This is a genomic window from Actinomadura litoris, from assembly GCF_009733595.1.
Lineage (GTDB): Bacteria > Actinomycetota > Actinomycetes > Streptosporangiales > Streptosporangiaceae > Spirillospora > Spirillospora litoris.
In genome coordinates this window covers 331,689-347,345 of record NZ_WOFH01000006.1, presented here as the reverse complement: position 1 = coordinate 347,345, position 15,657 = coordinate 331,689, and the positions used below count along the sequence as shown (strand labels likewise).

Below are 15,657 nucleotides of genomic sequence, written 5' to 3'. Positions count from 1 at the left end.
CCCGCGAGCACGGCGGCTGGCATCGGTGTGCGGGCTCTGGGCCGCGGATACCGGCACGTGCCGGAACGCGCAAAAGGTGCACCCGTACTCGCCGGGCTCGCGCTGCCGCCGCCACCCGTCCGCCGTGCTCGCGGGGCTCCCGGAGCCGAACCACCTGCCGCTGCGTCCTGCGCGGCCCGGGTCTGCTCAGCGCCCCCACCGCACCACGACTTGATCTTTCTCCCTCTCCCTTTGAGGAGGTCACCCCCATGCTCTTCCTTCCCACGATCATCACGAGCCGTCTGGCGCGCAGAGCGGCCCGGCGCAGCTACATTGACTGGTCCGGCGCGCTGAGCGAGACGCTCGACGACCTCTCGCGCACCAGCGACCGGGATCGCCGCGCGATCTTGATCGAGTTCGCCGCCGACGCCACTGGCGAGCTGGGCCGACTGCACACCGAGTGCTGGGGCCGCGAGGAGGACGCCGCCGGGCGTCCGATGGCGGTGTCGCTGACCACCGCGGCGTCGCTGCTGCGGATGGCCGCCGCGACCGAACGCGCGGTGATCGGCGCGTTCCCGGAGTGGATCGGCTGGGACCACGCCACCATCGACCGGGCACCGGAGCTGCGCGAGTGGACGCTGCTGACCGCGACCGCCGAGCCCGCGCAGCGCGCCGTCCACCTGCGGAACCTGGCCGCCTTGGTCGCCGAGCACATCGACCCGACTGCGGCCGAGGCCCTGACCCGACTCGCTGTCAGCGAAGAGCGCCTGGCGGCCGGGGACGGCGGCTGGCGTGAGCCGTGGTTCCTGCCGCCGCGGCTGGCGGTGTTGACCGTGTTCTGCCTGCTCGCCGCCACGGTGGTGGTCCCTGGGCTGGCCGGTGGGGAGCGGCTCGGGCTGGGGGTGGCCGTGCTGGTCGGCGCGTATGCCGCGCTGTGGCTGGCCGACCGCCACCGCACCGGCGTCCCGAACCGCTCCTCGGCCGGGCGCCGCTGCGACAGCGCTCCGGTCAACGGTCACGAGGAGTCGGGCCAATGAGTGCGCGGACCAAGTACCCGACGCGACGTTCGCTCAGCGCGGCCGTGCTGCTGTTCGTGGTGGTGTTCCTGGCCGTGTGGACGGCGTTGACGGTGTGGACGGGCATGTACGGCGACGCCAAGTGCCTGGTCTCAGCCCTGGCGGCGGGATGGGCCGCACACCGCTTCCGGCGCCCTTTCACCGACCGGAGGCGGCTATGAGCGGCACCGTCCCCGGCCGGGGCACCGAAGGCCGCGCTGACCTGTCGACCCATTTCCGGCTCCTGCCACCGCCCGAGCCGGGGATATGGGAGCGCTTCGGCCCCTTCCTGCGCGGCGCGTGGGCGGTGCTGGTTCTGCTGGCGACCGCACTCGACGCGCTGATCACCGCGTTCGTCGGCACCGGGCCGCTGGCGCCCCGGATGCGCAGGGTCGGCCAGGTCCTCGGCGATGAGTTCCGGGCGGGCCGGGCCGGAGCGGTCGAGGCCGAGGTCATCGAGGACGACGTCCGGGACGACCGGACGTCCCGCCGAAGGAGCGCCTGATGGCACACCGCAAGATCACCGAACTGGCGAACGTCGAGTTCGAGGGCCGCTTGGGGGAGGCGTTCCAGAGCTACGGCAAGCAACTGGAGTCGCTGGCCAACCGGTGGAAGTTCGAGCTGGGAGCCGCCACGACCGACTCGCGGGCGGCGATGGAGGGGCTGCGCGGACATCTCCTGCTGTTCGGGCTGGACTCACGCGTCCGGGCTCGGCGCGTGGCCAAGCGGCTGCAGCGGGCCCAGGACCTGGCCGCCGGGCTGGCCGAGCAGGGCGAGAAATTCCACCGCGCCTACCGCCGCCAATTCTCCGATGCCGCGCACCGCGAGGACGTCGAGAAGGCCATCGAGGACGCCGAGAAGGACGCCGAGGCGGCCGAAGAGTGATCACACGCCGCGGGGAGTCGTCCACCCGGCCGACTCCCCGGGCTGTCACACCGCTATCTGAGGAGGTCAGTCATGGGAACCGGTGAACAGATGATCGACCGGATCGGCGACATCGAGTTCCGCGGCAAGGTCGGCAAGCATGTCGCCGAGTACGCGAGGGCGACCCAGCGGTTCGGCCATGACCTGGCCTACGAGCTGGACAACGCCGCCGCTGCCGCCGAAGCCGCGATGAAGCAGTTGGAGGGACATCCGCTGCTGTTCGGCCTCGACGTCAAGCTGCAGGCCGCTCGGGTCGCCGGGAAGTTGCGCAAGGCCAGCGAGTTGGCGCTGGCCATCAGCGCCGAGTCGGTGAAGTTCCACGTCCAGTACCGCCAGGAGTTCCTCGCCGTCGGCCCCGCAGACCTGCGCGGCCGACGCGGCGGCCGCTACACCGGAAGGGTCGATCTGTGATGGCGCGCAAGACCCCGACCCTGCAGATCGCACAGGACGCCACCATGGAGCGCATCGCCGTCTCGGCAGTGTCGAAAGTGGGCGTCCTCGTCCCGCCGTGGGTCCTGCTGGGCCTGCTGACCGTCGCCGCGACGATCGCGCACACCGTCTGGGGAGCGCCGCCGGCGGTGACGTGGGCGACGATGGCCGGGACCCTGTCCACCGTCACCCTCACGGGCCTGACCTGGGCCGTCTCCCATCAGCGCGGTCTGCTGGGCCGCACCCATTCGACGCTGACGACCTTCGGCGCGGGGCTGTGGTTCACCATCGCCACCATCACCGGGATCACCCAGCAGGTCACGCTCATGCTGCTGGCCTTCGGCGGTGCCACCCTGGCCATCGGCTGGAACATCCGCGCCGTCATCCGGCAGACGCCATCGGACGCCGCGCACAGCGGTGACCCGCTGGCGATGCTGTTCGACCAGGCCAAAGCCTCGTTCGGGCTCAAGGGCGCCAAGGTCCGGACGACCGAGGTCACCGAGCACAAGGTCAAGGGCAAGATGGCGCTGCCCGCCGGTGAGAAGACCGCAGAGGACGCGATCAAGAACACCGACCACATGGAATCGGGCATGAAACTGCCGCCCGGCAGCGTGATCGTCGCCCAAGACGAGGACGACGCCTCCCAAGCGCACATCACCTTCTCCGACCCCCGCCGGATCAAGCAGCCGATCGCCTGGCCCGGACCGTCCCGCCCGGGCGCCTCGGTGGGCGAACCGCTCCGAGTCGCCGTCTACCAGGACGGCGACTACGTCGAGCACCGCTTCACCGGCCACCACCTGCAGGTCATGGGCCGGACCGGATCCGGCAAGTCGATCGGCGGAGCGTGGAACTACGTCGCCGAGATCATCACCCGCCGCGACGCCGCCGTGTTCTGCATCGACATCTCCAAAGACGACCAGACCATGGGGCCGCTCCGTCCAGCGCTGCACCGGTTCGAGACCACCAAGGCCGGCGCCGTCGACCTGATCCGCAAGATGCACGCCGAGATCCCCGAGCGGACCAAGTGGCTGGCCGCCCGCGGCTACCAGGCGTGGGAGCCCGGTTGCGGATTGACCTACTGGTATCTGCACATCGAAGAGGTCGCCAAGCTGTTCAGCGAGCTGTCCGGCGAGGACGCCGAGAAGCTGGAGGAGATCGTCAAGGAGATCCGCTCGGCGGGCGGGTCGCTGTTCCTGAGCCTGCAGCGCGCCGACTACACCCAGATCCCCACCCTGATCCGCTCCCAGATGGCCAAGATGTGCTTCGGCCTCTCCGACCCCGAGGACGTCAAGTACGGCGTCTCGGCACGTCAGCGCAAGGCCGGAGTGCACCCGCACGAGTGGGAGGACTTCTACCCCGGCATGGCCTACCTGGACGCCAAGTCCATCCGGCCCACCCACTACGCCATGCCACTGCGCACCTTCTCCTGGGGCAAGACCAACAACGCCGCCAACACCGCGATGCGCGCACACGCCGCCGCCTACCCCGCCAGCGACCGCCCCGGAGACGAGTTCACCCAGCGCTTGGCCGCCCCCTCCGGCGCCACAGCGTCCGGCCCGGCAGACGGCAAGGCAATCCCGATGCCCGCTGCCGCCACTGCGGCCGCCGCCCCCTCCGGCCGTTGGGCTGATGCCCAGTGGGAGGACGACAACGAGGGCCAGGCCGCCACCGTCGACGGCCACAACGACGAACCGAGCGACCGTCCTACCGAGGCACGCGACGACTTCGGCGAGCTCCTCGGCGACGCAGCCGAGCTGGTCATTAGCACACAGTTCGCCTCGGCGGCGATGCTGCAGCGCAAGCTCCGTCTGTCCCACGTCCAGTGCCTGCGCGTCCTGGAAGCCCTGGAGCGCAAGGGCATCATCGGCCCCCGCAAAGGCACCGACGACAGCAGGCGAGTACTGGTACCGGCCGACGACGCCCAGGCGGCCCAGGCCGTAGTCGAGAGGCTCCGCCGCGAAGGCGACGCGGTCAGCGAGTACCTGCGCACCGACGACCCGGACCCGAGCGTGACCGCCGGGCCCAAGGACCCGATCCACCTCACCGACGAGGAGGCCGAGCGCTTCCAGACCTCCGAGGACGGCCGACCGCAGCGACAGATGCCGCCGGACGAAGCGTTCGGCCTGGTCTGCGACTGGCTCCGCCATCGCCACGCCATCGGGCAACCGACCTTCACCGCCGGTGAGGACGAACTGCACACCATCCGCACCAAGGCCGGACGCAAGCGACCCTGGATCTACAAGGCCCTCAAGCGGCTGGTCGACGACGGCGTCCTCACCAAGAACGAAACAGGATCAGCCACCACGTTCACCATCGCCGACTTGACGCCCTTGGACGACCCCGGCCTCGGCCGCGCCGCGTGAACGCCCACACGCGGGTCCGCGGCGCGGCCATCCTGCGCCCTCGCGCACATACGGCTGCGCGTGGGAGCGTCCGCGCCCGCCCGGATGATCTTGTCACGCGGGCGTCACGCCCACCTGTCACGCAGGTGTCACGGGCGCGGTGTCACGGGTATTACGCGCCCTCTGACCTGTAACTCCCTCCCCCAGCCCCCGCCCGTGACACCGGCGCTGTCACGGCGAGCAGGACCCCGCCGGACTTGACCACAACGCCACCAGCGAAAGACGCAGCGACCGATGACCTACTTGGCACCACGCACGACAAAGACGTACGACCGCGTCGCCCCCGCTGCCGGGCACACGCCGCACATCAACGCCACGACCGGCGAACTGCGCCACCGCGATCTTCCCCCGCTCGTCATGCTGGCCCCGCGCGCCGCCAAGCTCGGGGACGTCCTGATCGGGGACGAGAGCCGCAACCTCGTGACCGTCGACGACGCACGCCGGGTCCTGATCAGTGACGCCTACACCACGATCACCGACCAGGTGTACGAGATCCCCATCAGGGTCACCATTGACCAGCTCACCGCCGACCAGAAGGCGACGCTGGCCCAGGTCGCCCCGCGCACCCCGGCCGTGCGCGAGAACGCAGGACGGTACTCCTGCGCGGACGGGTGGGTGGTGACAGGGCACCGGCCGGTCGCCGAGATCCTGGGCCCGCAAGCGGAGCAGCTCATCACCCTGGCAGCGGCGATGAAGGCCGCCCCAACGCACGATCCGACGGCCCTCCGCTACGACCACTACCGCGCCGCGATGAAGACGGCCTACCTGGACGCCGCCTTGGCCGCGCTGGTGGCCGTCGGCGCCGATGTCCAGTGGTGGCGCTCTCAAGCCACCTGCGCAGATGGCGGCGAATTGGTGGCGCTGGCCGCAAGAGACCTGATCGGCACCGTCCCAGGCTGGAGCACCACCGCCTACCGCGCCCTCATGACCCCGTGGGTCACCACCCACGGGGCCGGGCTCTGGCCCCACCCCGACGACCCACCGGACGAAGGCGGCAAGCCCCGGCCCGTGACGACCGACCGCCGTCACCGCACCGGACACCAGAAGGGAACACCTCTCATGCCCCACCCTGACGCTCAGCCCGCCGATGAAACGACGCCGCACACCCTCACCGAGCCCGGCGCTGTAGTCGCCGAGCACATCCGGAAGCACTTCCCGGTCGAGGAGGAACGGCACCGCCAGGTCCTCGCGCTCGCCGAGGAGGCCGGCGAGTTCGTTGGCGCCTACCGCCGCTGGGCCGGTATGGCGCGGCGCACCGGCGACTTCTCCGACGTCCAGGACGAGCTGGCCGACGTCGTCATCACGGCCTACGTCACCGCCCACGTCCTGAACATCGACCTCGACGCCGCCTGGCGCGCCAAGGCCAGGCACATCCTCACTCGCGGCTGGCGAGACCGCCCGGACGGAGACACGCCATGAAGATCCGTCTGATGGGCCTGCCGGACGAGGTCGACCAGGCCACCGAACGCCTCAAGCAGCTCTTCGACGTCATCGACATCTCGGCCTACCGGCCGCTGCGCGGCCAGAGCCGCCAGGTCTTCGTCTACATCGAGATCCGCCTCTAACAGGCGGTCCCGGCGCCAACACCGCCAAGCATCGAGCGCCGGGACCGCGTGCCCCTAGCGAAAGGAGCACCCCCACCATGGCACGTCGCACGGGTCCGGGATGGCTCACCGTCCCGGAAATCCTCGAAGAGCTGGCGATTCCCCGCCGTACGTGGCAGCGCTGGCACGCCCTCGGCCGAACGCCCAAGCCCATGGTCAGGCTCCCCAACGGGGAGTACCGGGTCCGCAGGTCCGTCCTCGACGCGTGGCTCGCCGACCACGAGGTCGACGCGTGAAGTCCTACGACGTCAAGTTCTGGAAGATCAAGCGGAACGCGTCCAGCAAGCAGCCCTCGTACGTCGTGCGGTGGGTGGTCGGTGGCGAGAAGCAGTCCACCACGATCCGCGGCTCGGAACTGGCGAAGAACTACCTGTCTGATCTTCGGCAGGCCGCCAAGCGGGGCGAGTGGTTCGACACGGTGACCGGGCTGCCGGAATCCATGCTCAAGGCCAAGAACGCACGTACTTGGCTGGAGTTCGCGACCGCCTACGTCCGCATCAGATGGCCGCATCAGGCTGCCACGTCCCGACAAGCCGCCACCGAGTCACTGACCGCGGTTACACCCGTGCTGGTGACCGACCGCAGGGGCCGTCCCAGTGTCGACGTCCTGCGCCGGACGCTTCGCGACCACGTGTTCCTCCCAGAGGATCGCTGCTCCGAGCCGGGCCATGAAGGTGCCGCAGCGCTGCGCTGGCTTGAGGAAGCCTCGCTGCCGATGAGAGACCTGGAAGAGCCGCGCCACGCCCGTGCCGCTGTGGAGGCGCTCGCGGTCCTTCTCGACGGAAAGGCGGCCGCGACGTCGACCTTCCGGCGTAAGTGGGCGGTCTTCCATCACGCTCTCGAATACGCCGTCGAACTCGGTGAACTGGCGGCCAATCCCCTGGATCGGATCAAGTGGAAGCCGACCAGGCAGAGCAACGCCGTCGATCGGCGGGTTGTGGTCAACCCCCGGCAGGCCCGCGAACTCCTGACGGCCGTGAGCTATGTCGGTCGCACGCGCGGCCCCATGCTGGTCGCGATGTTCGCGTGCATGTACTTCGCCGCGCTGCGTCCAGCGGAGGCGGCGGGCTTGCGCGAACAGGACTGCGTCCTGCCAGAGGAGGGGTGGGGCCAGATCACCGTCACCAAGACGAGGCCCCAAGCCAACAAGCGGTACACCGACTCGCGCCGGACCTTCGACGAACGGGGCCTGAAGCATCGCGAGGAGGACGAGGACCGGCCGGTCCCGATCCCGCCCGAGCTGGTCGCGATCCTGCGGGCCCACATCGAGGCCTTCGGCACCGCTCCCGATGGTCGGCTGTTCTACACACGAGGTGGTGGCACGTTCTCGGGATCGGCGTACGCCGCCGTGTGGAGGGAAGCGCGCACGTACGCGCTCCTTCCCGCCCAGGTCGAGTCTCCGCTGGCGGGACGGCCGTACGACCTCCGGCACGCGAGCGTGTCGACGTGGCTTAACGCCGGCGTCCACGCCCCCGAGGTCGCCGAGCGCGCCGGACACAGCGTTGAAGTGCTGCTGCGCGTCTACGCCAAGTGCATCGACGGGCAGCGCGACGTCGCCAACCAACGCATCGAGAAGGCCCTCTCCGAATGAACGACAACAGGACGCCACGGAATGAGCGCGGAATGATCACCGAGCCGGGCCACCACCGGCGGGGTTCCGACGCAGGTCAGAGAGGAAAGAGCAGCGTGGATCAGAATCGGTCTTCTAAACCGACGGTCGCGGGTTCGAATCCTGCCGGGCGCGCCACCCCCACCTGCATAGACTCCTCATCGCATCCGGCGACAAAGGGCGACCACGCCGCCACGAATCTGCGTCCACGCGGCCCCTGAGGATGCTCGACCAAGTTCTCCCGTTCCGCCGCCTCGGCCGCGCGCCGGACATGGGTGTACCGGTCCGTGGCGTGCCCGAGGTGGACCGCGACCTTCTTGATGGCGATGTCCGCCTCCACATGTGGCGGGCGTGTTGTGGCATTGAGTGACGCTACCCCGTGCCGGTACTCTGTGTCGCATGACGCCTGAGGAAGCCGACGCCCGAGTGGAACTCGCCGAGACCAGGTACCTCCAAGCCAAAGAGGAAGCCGACACCCGCCTCAACGACCTCTTCTCCGCCTACGTGGACGCCGCCAACGCCGGCCGTACCGCCGACCAGCTCGCCAAACCCGAGACCTTCACCGCCGGCTACATCCGCAAGAAGCTCCGCGAGCGCGGCGTGGAGCGCCGCAAGGGCGGGCCCAAGCCGAGGCCGTGAGGCGCTCCACTCTCGTTCGGACTGCTGCGCCGCTGGTAGCTGACGCTCCCGCCCGTCTCGCGGTTCGCTTGTGCGGCACGGATCTGTCTCGGCGTCTGCTTCTTCCGGCCCTTCGAGGACGGCAACTCCCTGGACAGGTTGTGCCGCCCAGGCTGGTGGCCTGGGCGGCGGGTCCGGTACAGCCGATCATGCCTAGACGCTCTCCTTCACGGGCTCGTCCGCGTCCGCCGGGGCGGTTGGGGTTCGCAGGGTGACCAGGGCCAGGACGGCGCCCGCCAGGGCGACGGCGGCGGCGCCGACGAAGGCGGCCTGGAAGCCGTCGGTCAGGCTGGGCAGGTCGCCGAGCCTGTCCGCGCCCTGCGAGGTGGCGACCGCGGTCATCGCCGCCAACCCGATCGCCGAGCCGACCTGGTAGGTGGTGTTGACGATGCCGGACGCCAGTCCGGCCTGCTCGGGTGCGACGCCGCCCAGCGCCGCCATCGTGGCGGGGATGAACACCAGCGACATGCCGACCGCCGAGATCAGCGACCCGGGCAGCACGTCGGTGACGAAGTCTCCGCCCGCGTCGATCGTCGACAGGACGGCCAGGCCGCCCGCGAGGACCACGAGGCCGGTGACGATGAGCGGCTTGGTGCCGAACCGGGCGATGAGCCGTCCGGTGACCCCGACCATCAGCACCATCATCAGCGCCGTCATCGGAAGCAGGGCCGCGCCGCTCGGGAACGCCCCGTAGCCCAGGACCTGCTGGAGGTAGAGGTTGAGGAAGTACCACATCGGGATCCAGGCGGCGCCCAGGAGTGTCATCGCCACGTTGGCGCCGGCCAGGTTCGGGGTGCGCCACACCGACAGCGGCATCAGCGGGCTGCGGGTGATCCGCTGGACGCCGACGAACGCGGCCAGCAGCAGGACGGCGCCGCCGAGTTGGAGGGCGGTCGCCGGGGCGTCCCAGCCCCGCCCGGGTGCCTGGACGATCGCGTAGACGGCGAGGGCCAGCCCCGCCGTGACGGCGAGCGCGCCCAGCACGTCCAGGCCGGTGCGGCGGCCGGGGACGTTCGGCAGGACGGCCGGAACCGCGGCCAGCGTGGCCAGGCCGATCGGGATGTAGATGATGAACACCCAGGGCCAGCTCAGCCACTCGGTGATGACGCCGCCGAGGAACACGCCGGCGGTGCCGCCCGCCGGGGCCGCGGCGCCGTAGAAGGCCATCGCCTTGGCCAGTTCCCTGGGCCGCGCCGAGAACAGGACCATGAGCAGCGTCAGCGCCGACGGCGCGATCAGCGCGGAGCCGACGCCCTGGACCGCGCGGCCGATGATCTCGACCTCGGCGCCCGTGGCGGCCGCCGCGACCACCGAGCCGCCGATCAGCACCGTCCACCCCGCCGCGAAGACGCGCCGCGCCCCGAACAGGTCCGACAGCTTGCCGCCGAGCAGCAGCAGACCCCCGAGCGCGACGACGTAGGCGTTGAACACCCACTGGAGGCCGCCCTGGGAGAAGCCGAGGTCGCGCTGCATGTCGGGGAGCGCGACCCCGATGATCGAGGTGTCCATGATGACCATGAACTGGGCGGTGGCGAGCACGGCGAGCGCCCACCAGCGCCTCGGATCTGCGGACATGAGGGTTCACCCTTCCTGAGACTTACCCGTAGGGGGTATGTGCGAGACCGTAACATACCCCCTAGGGGTAAATAATCCCGGCGACGGGTGGAACCTCGGACGGCGCAGCGCTCAGGGACGAGGGATCGCGACGGCGTTGTAGGAGATGTGCGGGGTCGGTCCGCTGGCGAAGAACCGGATGTTGGGGAGGTAGAGCCGGGAGCCGAAGGCGGCCACGGTCGTCGGCAGGTCGAGCCGTGCGTCCTTCACCCGCCGCAGGACGCGGCCTTCGGTCCCCGCCGCGTTCAGTCGCAGGACGGCCACGGTGTCGAAGCGGTTCTGCACCGCGAACAGCGTCCGGCCGCGCAGCAGCAGGCCGTCGCCTTCCGGCAGCGACTCGCCGTGCAGGTCGACGCGGCGGGTCGCGCCGGTCGCCGGGTCGACGCGGAACAGTCCGCCGGTGTTCGACTGGACGACGACCAGGCCGCGGCCGTCCGGCGTCGGGGTGATGCCGTTGGCGTTGAAGGCGGCGCTGCCCTCGCCGCCCTGGTACACGAGGTCGCCGGTGAGCGGGATCGGGACGGCCGCGGAGGGCAGCCGCCCACCGTGTAGCGGCAGTTTGTACAGCACCGGGTTGGTGGAGTCGGTGAACCATGCGGCGTCCTGGGTGAGGACGACGTCGTTCACGAAGGCGGGGCCGGCGGCCAGCCGGTAGGAGGCCAGCACCCGGCCGGTGCGGGTGTCGAGGACCCGGGCGTCGCCGCCCGTCCCGCCCGCCACGAAGAGCCGTCCGCTCGGGTCGGACTTGAGACCGAGGGCCTGCGTGCCCGTTCCTCGGCTGAGGATCGCGCCGCCGCCGGTGCGCAGGTCCGCACGGTAGACGGAGCCGTCGGCCATGGAGCCGATGTAGGCGACCGGGCCGGGTCCGGTCGCGATGCCTTCGGGCTGGAACCCGTTCGGCAGCCGGATCGTGGCCGGGAACACCGCCGCACCGGGGCGGGGAGCGTCGGCGGACGCCCGTGCCGGGGCTCCCATCCCGGCGGCGAGCCCGAACACCAGCATGGCGGAGAGTGCGGGACGGTACATGAGCAACCTTTCAACGCTGAAATGTTCAACGCTGAGGACGGTAGGTCCGGTGCTAACTTGATGTCAAACAGTTCAGCGTTGAAAGGTGCGGCCGTGGCGCGTGACGCCGTCGACCTCGTGTTGGAGCAGTGGGCCCGCGCCCGTCCCGACCTCGATCCGTCGCCCATGAGCGTTCTCGGACGCCTCTCCCGGGCGACGCGGCTGGCCGAGCGCGAACTCAAATCGCTCTTCAGCGAGTTCGGTCTCGAACGGGGCGAGTTCGACGTCCTCGCCACCCTGCGACGCAGCGGCTCCCCGGACGGTCTGACGGCGGGCATGCTGGCCCGTTCGTCGATGGTGACGTCGGGGGCCGTCACCAACCGGCTCGACCGCCTCGTCGCCAAGGGCTATGTCACGCGCGACCTCGACCCCGCCAACCGGCGCACGGTCATCGTCGCGCTCACACCCGCCGGCCGCGACCTCATCGACCGCGCCGTCGCCGCCCACCTCGACAACGAACGCCGCATCCTCGCGGCACTCGACCCGCACCAGCAGGACGAACTCGCCGCGATCCTGCGGTCCCTCCTGCTCAGCCTCGGCGACGAGGCGGACGCCCCCCGCTCACCAGGCGACCCCTGACCTCCGCGCGTGGACGGATCGACCACCCGAGGCGCCGAAGCCGTGGGCCTACAGAACCGAGAATGCCCTGGCGGCCAGTTGGTCGGCGATCGCGGCCTGGCGAGCTGGATCGTGCTGAGGGGTTTTGGGTCCCCTATAGGCGATGCGCGCGACGGTTCCGTGATGGTTGAGAACGATGCCGGTGTTCAGTTCGGCTTGGTAGCGACAGGCCGATGACCCGGCGGCCTTCTGGACGGTGACGGCGGCGGTGCATTTCCAGGTCGTGGAGAGGTAGCGGTAATCCCGGGAAGCGGCCTCGCCGTCGTCTCGGTCGTAGGTGGCGGCGTCGACGGTGAGTCTGTCGGAATCGAGTTCGTCGCCGCCTTCCCACATGCACGCGGAGTAGGCGCGGCGGCTGGACTCGACGGGCTCACCGGTGCGGTCGCCGACGAGGGACGCGGCGAGGTCGGGGTCGACGAGTGCGCAGGCGTCCACGGCCCGTCCGTCCGGATCGGCGCCGCAGGCACCGGCGCTCAGGGCGACCCCCGCCAATAAGACCACCGCTACCTTGCGCATGACGTTCTCCTCTGCCCGGCCATCGCATGCTTGGACGATCGCAAATTCTAATCCGCCAGGAAGACGATCCGGGAAGGGTTGCGCTGGCCGGAAAGATTATGGACGCGCGAGGCAGGCGCCCGGCCTGGAGCCGGAAACCGAGCGATTCGCATTGGCAATTCTCCGGGGGGCTAAAGGCCAGGGGGAAGTGATTCGAGGAGGGCCCGGATGGTGCTCCGGTGGTCGCCGGGGCGCCAGGCCAGGGCCAGTTCGGTCGGCGAGAGGTCCGTGACCGGAATGGTCCTGATGCCCGGCCGCCGGTAGATCTCGGCGTTTCCGGCCGCGAGCAGGACGACGCCGATGCCGCTTTCGAGCGCCGCGAAGGTCTCCTCGGCGTTCGTCACGGTGGCGCAGACCAGCGGTGGGCGTCCGCCGCGCTCGTCGGTGGCGAGCCAGTGGTCGCGGAGCGGGCCGGCGCTTTCGGGGAGCGCCAGGAACTTCTCGTCCAGGAGTTCGGCGAATTCGACCTCGTCCCGCCCGGACAGCCGGTGGTCGTCCCGGAAGGCGACCCAGCGCGGTTCGCGGGCCACCACGTGGACGTTGAGGTCGTCCTGCCCGGGGAAGGGCAGCCAGACGAACGCCGCGTCGACCTCGCCGTCGGCCAGGCCCGCCGTGGGGTCGGTCCAGTTGACCTGGCGCAGCCGCAGTTCACAGGCCGGACGGCGCGCGGCGAACCGGTCCCGCAGCGTTCGGAGGAGGCCGCGTCCGACGCTGGTCGACATGCCCACGGTCAGCCGCGAGGCCCCGGCGGCGTCGCCGACCGCGCGCTGGGCCTCGTCCCACCGCTGGAGCAGGTCGCGGGCCGCGGGCAGCAGCGCCTCGCCCGCCGCGGTGAGCCGCACCGCGCGCCGGTCGCGGTCGAGCAGCCGCACCCGCAGCTGCGTTTCGAGCTGCCGCACCTGCTTGCTGAGCGCCGGTTGGGAGATGAACAGGCGCTCGGCCGCGCGGGTGAAGCTCAGCTCCTCCGCCACGGCGGCGAAGTACCTGAGGTCGCGCAGATGAGCATCCATAACCATTGGTTATCACAGCGGATATTGGACGCGCCCGCCGATCGACACAATGATCGCGGGATGAGCACCACGGAGGATCGCCTGGCGATCATCGAGACCTGCACCCGGATGGCGTGGCACGCCGACCAGCGCGAGTGGGACCGCCTGCGCGAGGTCTTCGCGGACGCGGTGACCCTCGACTACACGAGCCTGAACGGCGGCGAGCCCGCCGTGCTGGCCCCGGCGCAGATCGTCGACGCGTGGGCGGGCGCGCTCGGCGCGTTCGAGGCCACGCAGCATCTGATCACGAACCACCTGGTGACCGTCGAGGGCGACACCGCGGTCTGCACGGCGGCGTTCCAGGCCACGCACCGCCTCGCCGACCCCTTCGGCTCGCCGCTGTGGACGCTGGGCGGGAACTACCGCTTCGACCTCGTCCGGACGGACGGCGCGTGGCGGATCCGCGGCCTGGTCATGACCGCCACCTGGGCCGACGGCAACCGGAACCCGCCGGCGCCCGCGGCCGGCGACCGGTGATCGCGCTCGTCACCGGCGGCAACCGCGGAATCGGCCGGGAGGTCTGCCGCGGGCTGGCGGAACGCGGGCACACGGTCCTGCTGACCGCCCGGTCGCTGGAGGCGGCCACGGCGGCGGCCGAGGAGATCGGCGGCGACGTCGTCCCGGTGCGGCTGGACGTCACCTCCGAGCGGGACGTGGTGGACGCGGCGGCCCTGGTGACCGAGCGCCACGGGCACCTGGACGTCCTGGTCAACAACGCCGCCATCACCTACGACACCTGGCAGGGCGCCGCGTCCGCCGACCTGGAGGTCGTCCGCGCGGCCGCCGAGACGAACCTGTACGGCCCCTGGCGGCTGGTCCAGGAGCTGCTGCCGCTGCTGCGCGAGAGCGCGCACCCCCGGATCGTCAACGTGTCCAGCGAGGCCGCGTCGCTGACCAACATGGGCGGCGGCACCCCGGCCTACGGCACGACCAAGGTGGCCCTGAACGCGTTGACCCGCATGCTGGCGGCCGAGCTCCGCAACGACGGCGTCCTCGTGAACGCGATCTGCCCGGGCTGGGTCGCGACGGACATGGGAGGCCCCGGCGGGCGTCCGGTCGCCGAGGGCGCGGCCGGCATCCTCTGGGCGGCCACGCTGCCCGACGACGGCCCGACCGGCGGGTTCTTCCGCGACGGCCGCCCCCTCCCCTGGTGAAGCACGTGAGGACGATGAAATGATCTTGGTGACGGGCGCGACGGGCAACGTCGGCGCCGAGGTGGTCCGGGCCCTGGTCGCGGCGGGCGAACCCGTCCGGGCGCTGGTGCGGAACCCGGACACCGCGCGGCTACCGGACGGCGTCGAGCCGGCCGCGGGCGACCTCGACCGGCCGGAGACCATGACCGCCGCCCTGAAGGGGACACGCGCGGCCTTCCTCCTCCCCGGATACGCGGACATGCCGGGCCTGGCGGCCGAGGCGCGGCGCGCCGGAGTGGAACGGGTCGTGCTGCTGTCCGGCGGCTCGGCCGCGAGCGGCGACATGTCCAACGCGGTGACCCGTTTCATGGCCGCGTCCGAGGCGGCCGTGCGCGACTCGGGGCTGCCGTGGACGTTCCTGCGTCCGAGCGCGTTCATGTCCAACGCGCTGCGCTGGCTGCCGCAACTCCGGTCCGGCGACCGGGTGCGGGTCCCGTTCCCGGACGTCCGGGTGGCGAGCGTCGACCCGCACGACATCGGCGCCGTCGCCGCCCGCGCGCTGCTGTCCGACGACCACCGGGGCGAGATCCTCCAGCCGACCGGCCCGGTCGCGATGCTGCCCGCCGAGCAGGTCGCCGTGCTGGCCGAGGCCCTCGGCCGCGACCTGGAGTTCGTCGGCCTCACCGACGAGGAGGCGCGCGCCGACCTGCTCGCCACCACACCCCCCGAGTACGTGGACGCCTTCTTCGACTTCTACGTGAAAGGCACGCTGGACGAGTCGATCGTCCGCTCCACCGTCCGCGACGTCACCGGCCGCGCCCCCCGGACCTTCGAACAATGGGCCCAGGCCCACACGGACGACTTCCGCTGAACCGGGGCCGAGCCGCCTCGCCGCCCGAGACCCCCAGGCCGAACCGCCCCATGCGCACTCCTCGAAGGAGCG

General features: G+C 71.0%; 19 protein-coding genes. 15 read left to right on the top strand and 4 right to left on the bottom strand.

Annotated elements, in window-relative coordinates; all coding sequences use genetic code 11:
- The first annotated feature begins 248 nt into the window (after nt 1-248).
- From GNZ18_RS19240 to GNZ18_RS19190, 11 genes are all read left to right on the top strand, one after another.
- Nucleotides 249-1,016, top strand: a complete 768-nt coding sequence (locus GNZ18_RS19240; RefSeq protein WP_156217874.1) for a hypothetical protein — start codon at nt 249-251, stop codon at nt 1,014-1,016.
- Nucleotides 1,013-1,216 carry a hypothetical protein gene (locus GNZ18_RS19235; RefSeq protein ID WP_156217873.1) on the top strand — a complete coding sequence of 68 codons (204 nt, stop codon included), beginning with the start codon at nt 1,013-1,015 and terminating at the stop codon, nt 1,214-1,216. Before GNZ18_RS19240 ends, GNZ18_RS19235 begins: the two co-directional genes overlap by 4 nt.
- Nucleotides 1,213-1,539, top strand: a complete 327-nt coding sequence (locus tag GNZ18_RS19230; RefSeq protein WP_156217872.1) for a hypothetical protein — start codon at nt 1,213-1,215, stop codon at nt 1,537-1,539. Before GNZ18_RS19235 ends, GNZ18_RS19230 begins: the two co-directional genes overlap by 4 nt.
- Nucleotides 1,539-1,919 carry a hypothetical protein gene (locus tag GNZ18_RS19225; protein WP_214616917.1) on the top strand — a complete coding sequence of 127 codons (381 nt, stop codon included), beginning with the start codon at nt 1,539-1,541 and terminating at the stop codon, nt 1,917-1,919. The genes GNZ18_RS19230 and GNZ18_RS19225 overlap by 1 nt, the downstream gene beginning before the upstream one ends.
- A gap of 72 nt (nt 1,920-1,991) precedes the next feature.
- Nucleotides 1,992-2,369, top strand: coding sequence for a hypothetical protein (locus tag GNZ18_RS19220; protein WP_156217871.1), 378 nt, complete (start codon nt 1,992-1,994; stop codon nt 2,367-2,369).
- A complete protein-coding gene (locus GNZ18_RS19215; protein ID WP_156217870.1) occupies nt 2,369-4,750 on the top strand; it encodes a DNA translocase FtsK in 2,382 nt (793 codons plus the stop codon). Before GNZ18_RS19220 ends, GNZ18_RS19215 begins: the two co-directional genes overlap by 1 nt.
- A 273-nt stretch (nt 4,751-5,023) precedes the next feature.
- Entirely contained in the window at nt 5,024-6,208 is a 1,185-nt protein-coding gene (locus tag GNZ18_RS19210) for a hypothetical protein (RefSeq protein WP_156217869.1), read from the top strand.
- Entirely contained in the window at nt 6,205-6,354 is a 150-nt protein-coding gene (locus tag GNZ18_RS19205; RefSeq protein ID WP_156217868.1) for a hypothetical protein, read from the top strand. The genes GNZ18_RS19210 and GNZ18_RS19205 overlap by 4 nt, the downstream gene beginning before the upstream one ends.
- A gap of 77 nt (nt 6,355-6,431) precedes the next feature.
- Nucleotides 6,432-6,629 (top strand): helix-turn-helix transcriptional regulator, encoded by a 198-nt coding sequence (locus tag GNZ18_RS19200; RefSeq protein ID WP_156217867.1) that lies wholly within the window; start codon nt 6,432-6,434, stop codon nt 6,627-6,629.
- Nucleotides 6,626-7,984 (top strand): tyrosine-type recombinase/integrase, encoded by a 1,359-nt coding sequence (locus tag GNZ18_RS19195; protein ID WP_312874610.1) that lies wholly within the window; start codon nt 6,626-6,628, stop codon nt 7,982-7,984. Before GNZ18_RS19200 ends, GNZ18_RS19195 begins: the two co-directional genes overlap by 4 nt.
- A gap of 417 nt (nt 7,985-8,401) precedes the next feature.
- Nucleotides 8,402-8,641 (top strand): hypothetical protein, encoded by a 240-nt coding sequence (locus GNZ18_RS19190; RefSeq protein WP_156217866.1) that lies wholly within the window; start codon nt 8,402-8,404, stop codon nt 8,639-8,641.
- A gap of 192 nt (nt 8,642-8,833) precedes the next feature.
- Here GNZ18_RS19190 and GNZ18_RS19185 read toward each other — a convergent pair whose 3' ends face one another.
- Nucleotides 8,834-10,255, bottom strand: coding sequence for an MFS transporter (locus GNZ18_RS19185; protein ID WP_156217865.1), 1,422 nt, complete (start codon nt 10,253-10,255; stop codon nt 8,834-8,836).
- Nucleotides 10,256-10,366: 111 nt separating this feature from the next.
- Nucleotides 10,367-11,320 (bottom strand): NHL repeat-containing protein, encoded by a 954-nt coding sequence (locus GNZ18_RS19180; protein ID WP_156217864.1) that lies wholly within the window; start codon nt 11,318-11,320, stop codon nt 10,367-10,369.
- 93 nt (nt 11,321-11,413) lie between these two features.
- Between GNZ18_RS19180 and GNZ18_RS19175 the strand changes: the two genes are divergently transcribed.
- Nucleotides 11,414-11,938: a MarR family winged helix-turn-helix transcriptional regulator gene (locus GNZ18_RS19175; RefSeq protein ID WP_308165972.1), complete on the top strand. Its 525-nt coding sequence runs from the start codon at nt 11,414-11,416 to the stop codon at nt 11,936-11,938.
- A gap of 48 nt (nt 11,939-11,986) precedes the next feature.
- On the opposite strand, the gene GNZ18_RS19170 is transcribed toward GNZ18_RS19175, so the two are convergent.
- Nucleotides 11,987-12,493 carry a DUF3558 domain-containing protein gene (locus GNZ18_RS19170; protein ID WP_156217862.1) on the bottom strand — a complete coding sequence of 169 codons (507 nt, stop codon included), beginning with the start codon at nt 12,491-12,493 and terminating at the stop codon, nt 11,987-11,989.
- A gap of 170 nt (nt 12,494-12,663) precedes the next feature.
- Nucleotides 12,664-13,542: a LysR family transcriptional regulator gene (locus GNZ18_RS19165; protein ID WP_156217861.1), complete on the bottom strand. Its 879-nt coding sequence runs from the start codon at nt 13,540-13,542 to the stop codon at nt 12,664-12,666.
- Nucleotides 13,543-13,602: 60 nt separating this feature from the next.
- On the opposite strand from GNZ18_RS19165, the gene GNZ18_RS19160 reads away from it, so the two are divergent.
- From GNZ18_RS19160 to GNZ18_RS19150, 3 genes are read left to right on the top strand one after another with little or no spacing between them, the layout of a single operon-like run.
- Nucleotides 13,603-14,058, top strand: a complete 456-nt coding sequence (locus tag GNZ18_RS19160; RefSeq protein WP_156217860.1) for a nuclear transport factor 2 family protein — start codon at nt 13,603-13,605, stop codon at nt 14,056-14,058.
- Nucleotides 14,055-14,735, top strand: a complete 681-nt coding sequence (locus GNZ18_RS19155; RefSeq protein WP_308165973.1) for an SDR family NAD(P)-dependent oxidoreductase — start codon at nt 14,055-14,057, stop codon at nt 14,733-14,735. The genes GNZ18_RS19160 and GNZ18_RS19155 overlap by 4 nt, the downstream gene beginning before the upstream one ends.
- Nucleotides 14,736-14,754: 19 nt before the next feature.
- The gene (locus GNZ18_RS19150) at nt 14,755-15,585 is read left to right on the top strand and encodes an NAD(P)H-binding protein (protein WP_156217859.1); all 831 of its coding nucleotides are present in this window, start codon (nt 14,755-14,757) and stop codon (nt 15,583-15,585) included.
- The last annotated feature ends 72 nt before the right edge of the window (nt 15,586-15,657 follow it).

What these genes read in the sequence shown, in the direction of transcription:
- GNZ18_RS19240 (WP_156217874.1), top strand. Translation starts at nt 249, where the DNA reads ATGCTCTTCCTTCCCACGATCATCACGAGCCGTCTGGCGCGCAGAGCG.
- GNZ18_RS19235 (WP_156217873.1), top strand. Translation starts at nt 1,013, where the DNA reads ATGAGTGCGCGGACCAAGTACCCGACGCGACGTTCGCTCAGCGCGGCC.
- GNZ18_RS19230 (WP_156217872.1), top strand. Translation starts at nt 1,213, where the DNA reads ATGAGCGGCACCGTCCCCGGCCGGGGCACCGAAGGCCGCGCTGACCTG.
- GNZ18_RS19225 (WP_214616917.1), top strand. Translation starts at nt 1,539, where the DNA reads ATGGCACACCGCAAGATCACCGAACTGGCGAACGTCGAGTTCGAGGGC.
- GNZ18_RS19220 (WP_156217871.1), top strand. Translation starts at nt 1,992, where the DNA reads ATGGGAACCGGTGAACAGATGATCGACCGGATCGGCGACATCGAGTTC.
- GNZ18_RS19215 (WP_156217870.1), top strand. Translation starts at nt 2,369, where the DNA reads ATGGCGCGCAAGACCCCGACCCTGCAGATCGCACAGGACGCCACCATG.
- GNZ18_RS19210 (WP_156217869.1), top strand. Translation starts at nt 5,024, where the DNA reads ATGACCTACTTGGCACCACGCACGACAAAGACGTACGACCGCGTCGCC.
- GNZ18_RS19205 (WP_156217868.1), top strand. Translation starts at nt 6,205, where the DNA reads ATGAAGATCCGTCTGATGGGCCTGCCGGACGAGGTCGACCAGGCCACC.
- GNZ18_RS19200 (WP_156217867.1), top strand. Translation starts at nt 6,432, where the DNA reads ATGGCACGTCGCACGGGTCCGGGATGGCTCACCGTCCCGGAAATCCTC.
- GNZ18_RS19190 (WP_156217866.1), top strand. Translation starts at nt 8,402, where the DNA reads ATGACGCCTGAGGAAGCCGACGCCCGAGTGGAACTCGCCGAGACCAGG.
- GNZ18_RS19185 (WP_156217865.1), bottom strand. Translation starts at nt 10,255, where the DNA reads ATGTCCGCAGATCCGAGGCGCTGGTGGGCGCTCGCCGTGCTCGCCACC.
- GNZ18_RS19180 (WP_156217864.1), bottom strand. Translation starts at nt 11,320, where the DNA reads ATGTACCGTCCCGCACTCTCCGCCATGCTGGTGTTCGGGCTCGCCGCC.
- GNZ18_RS19170 (WP_156217862.1), bottom strand. Translation starts at nt 12,493, where the DNA reads ATGCGCAAGGTAGCGGTGGTCTTATTGGCGGGGGTCGCCCTGAGCGCC.
- GNZ18_RS19165 (WP_156217861.1), bottom strand. Translation starts at nt 13,542, where the DNA reads ATGGATGCTCATCTGCGCGACCTCAGGTACTTCGCCGCCGTGGCGGAG.
- GNZ18_RS19160 (WP_156217860.1), top strand. Translation starts at nt 13,603, where the DNA reads ATGAGCACCACGGAGGATCGCCTGGCGATCATCGAGACCTGCACCCGG.
- GNZ18_RS19150 (WP_156217859.1), top strand. Translation starts at nt 14,755, where the DNA reads ATGATCTTGGTGACGGGCGCGACGGGCAACGTCGGCGCCGAGGTGGTC.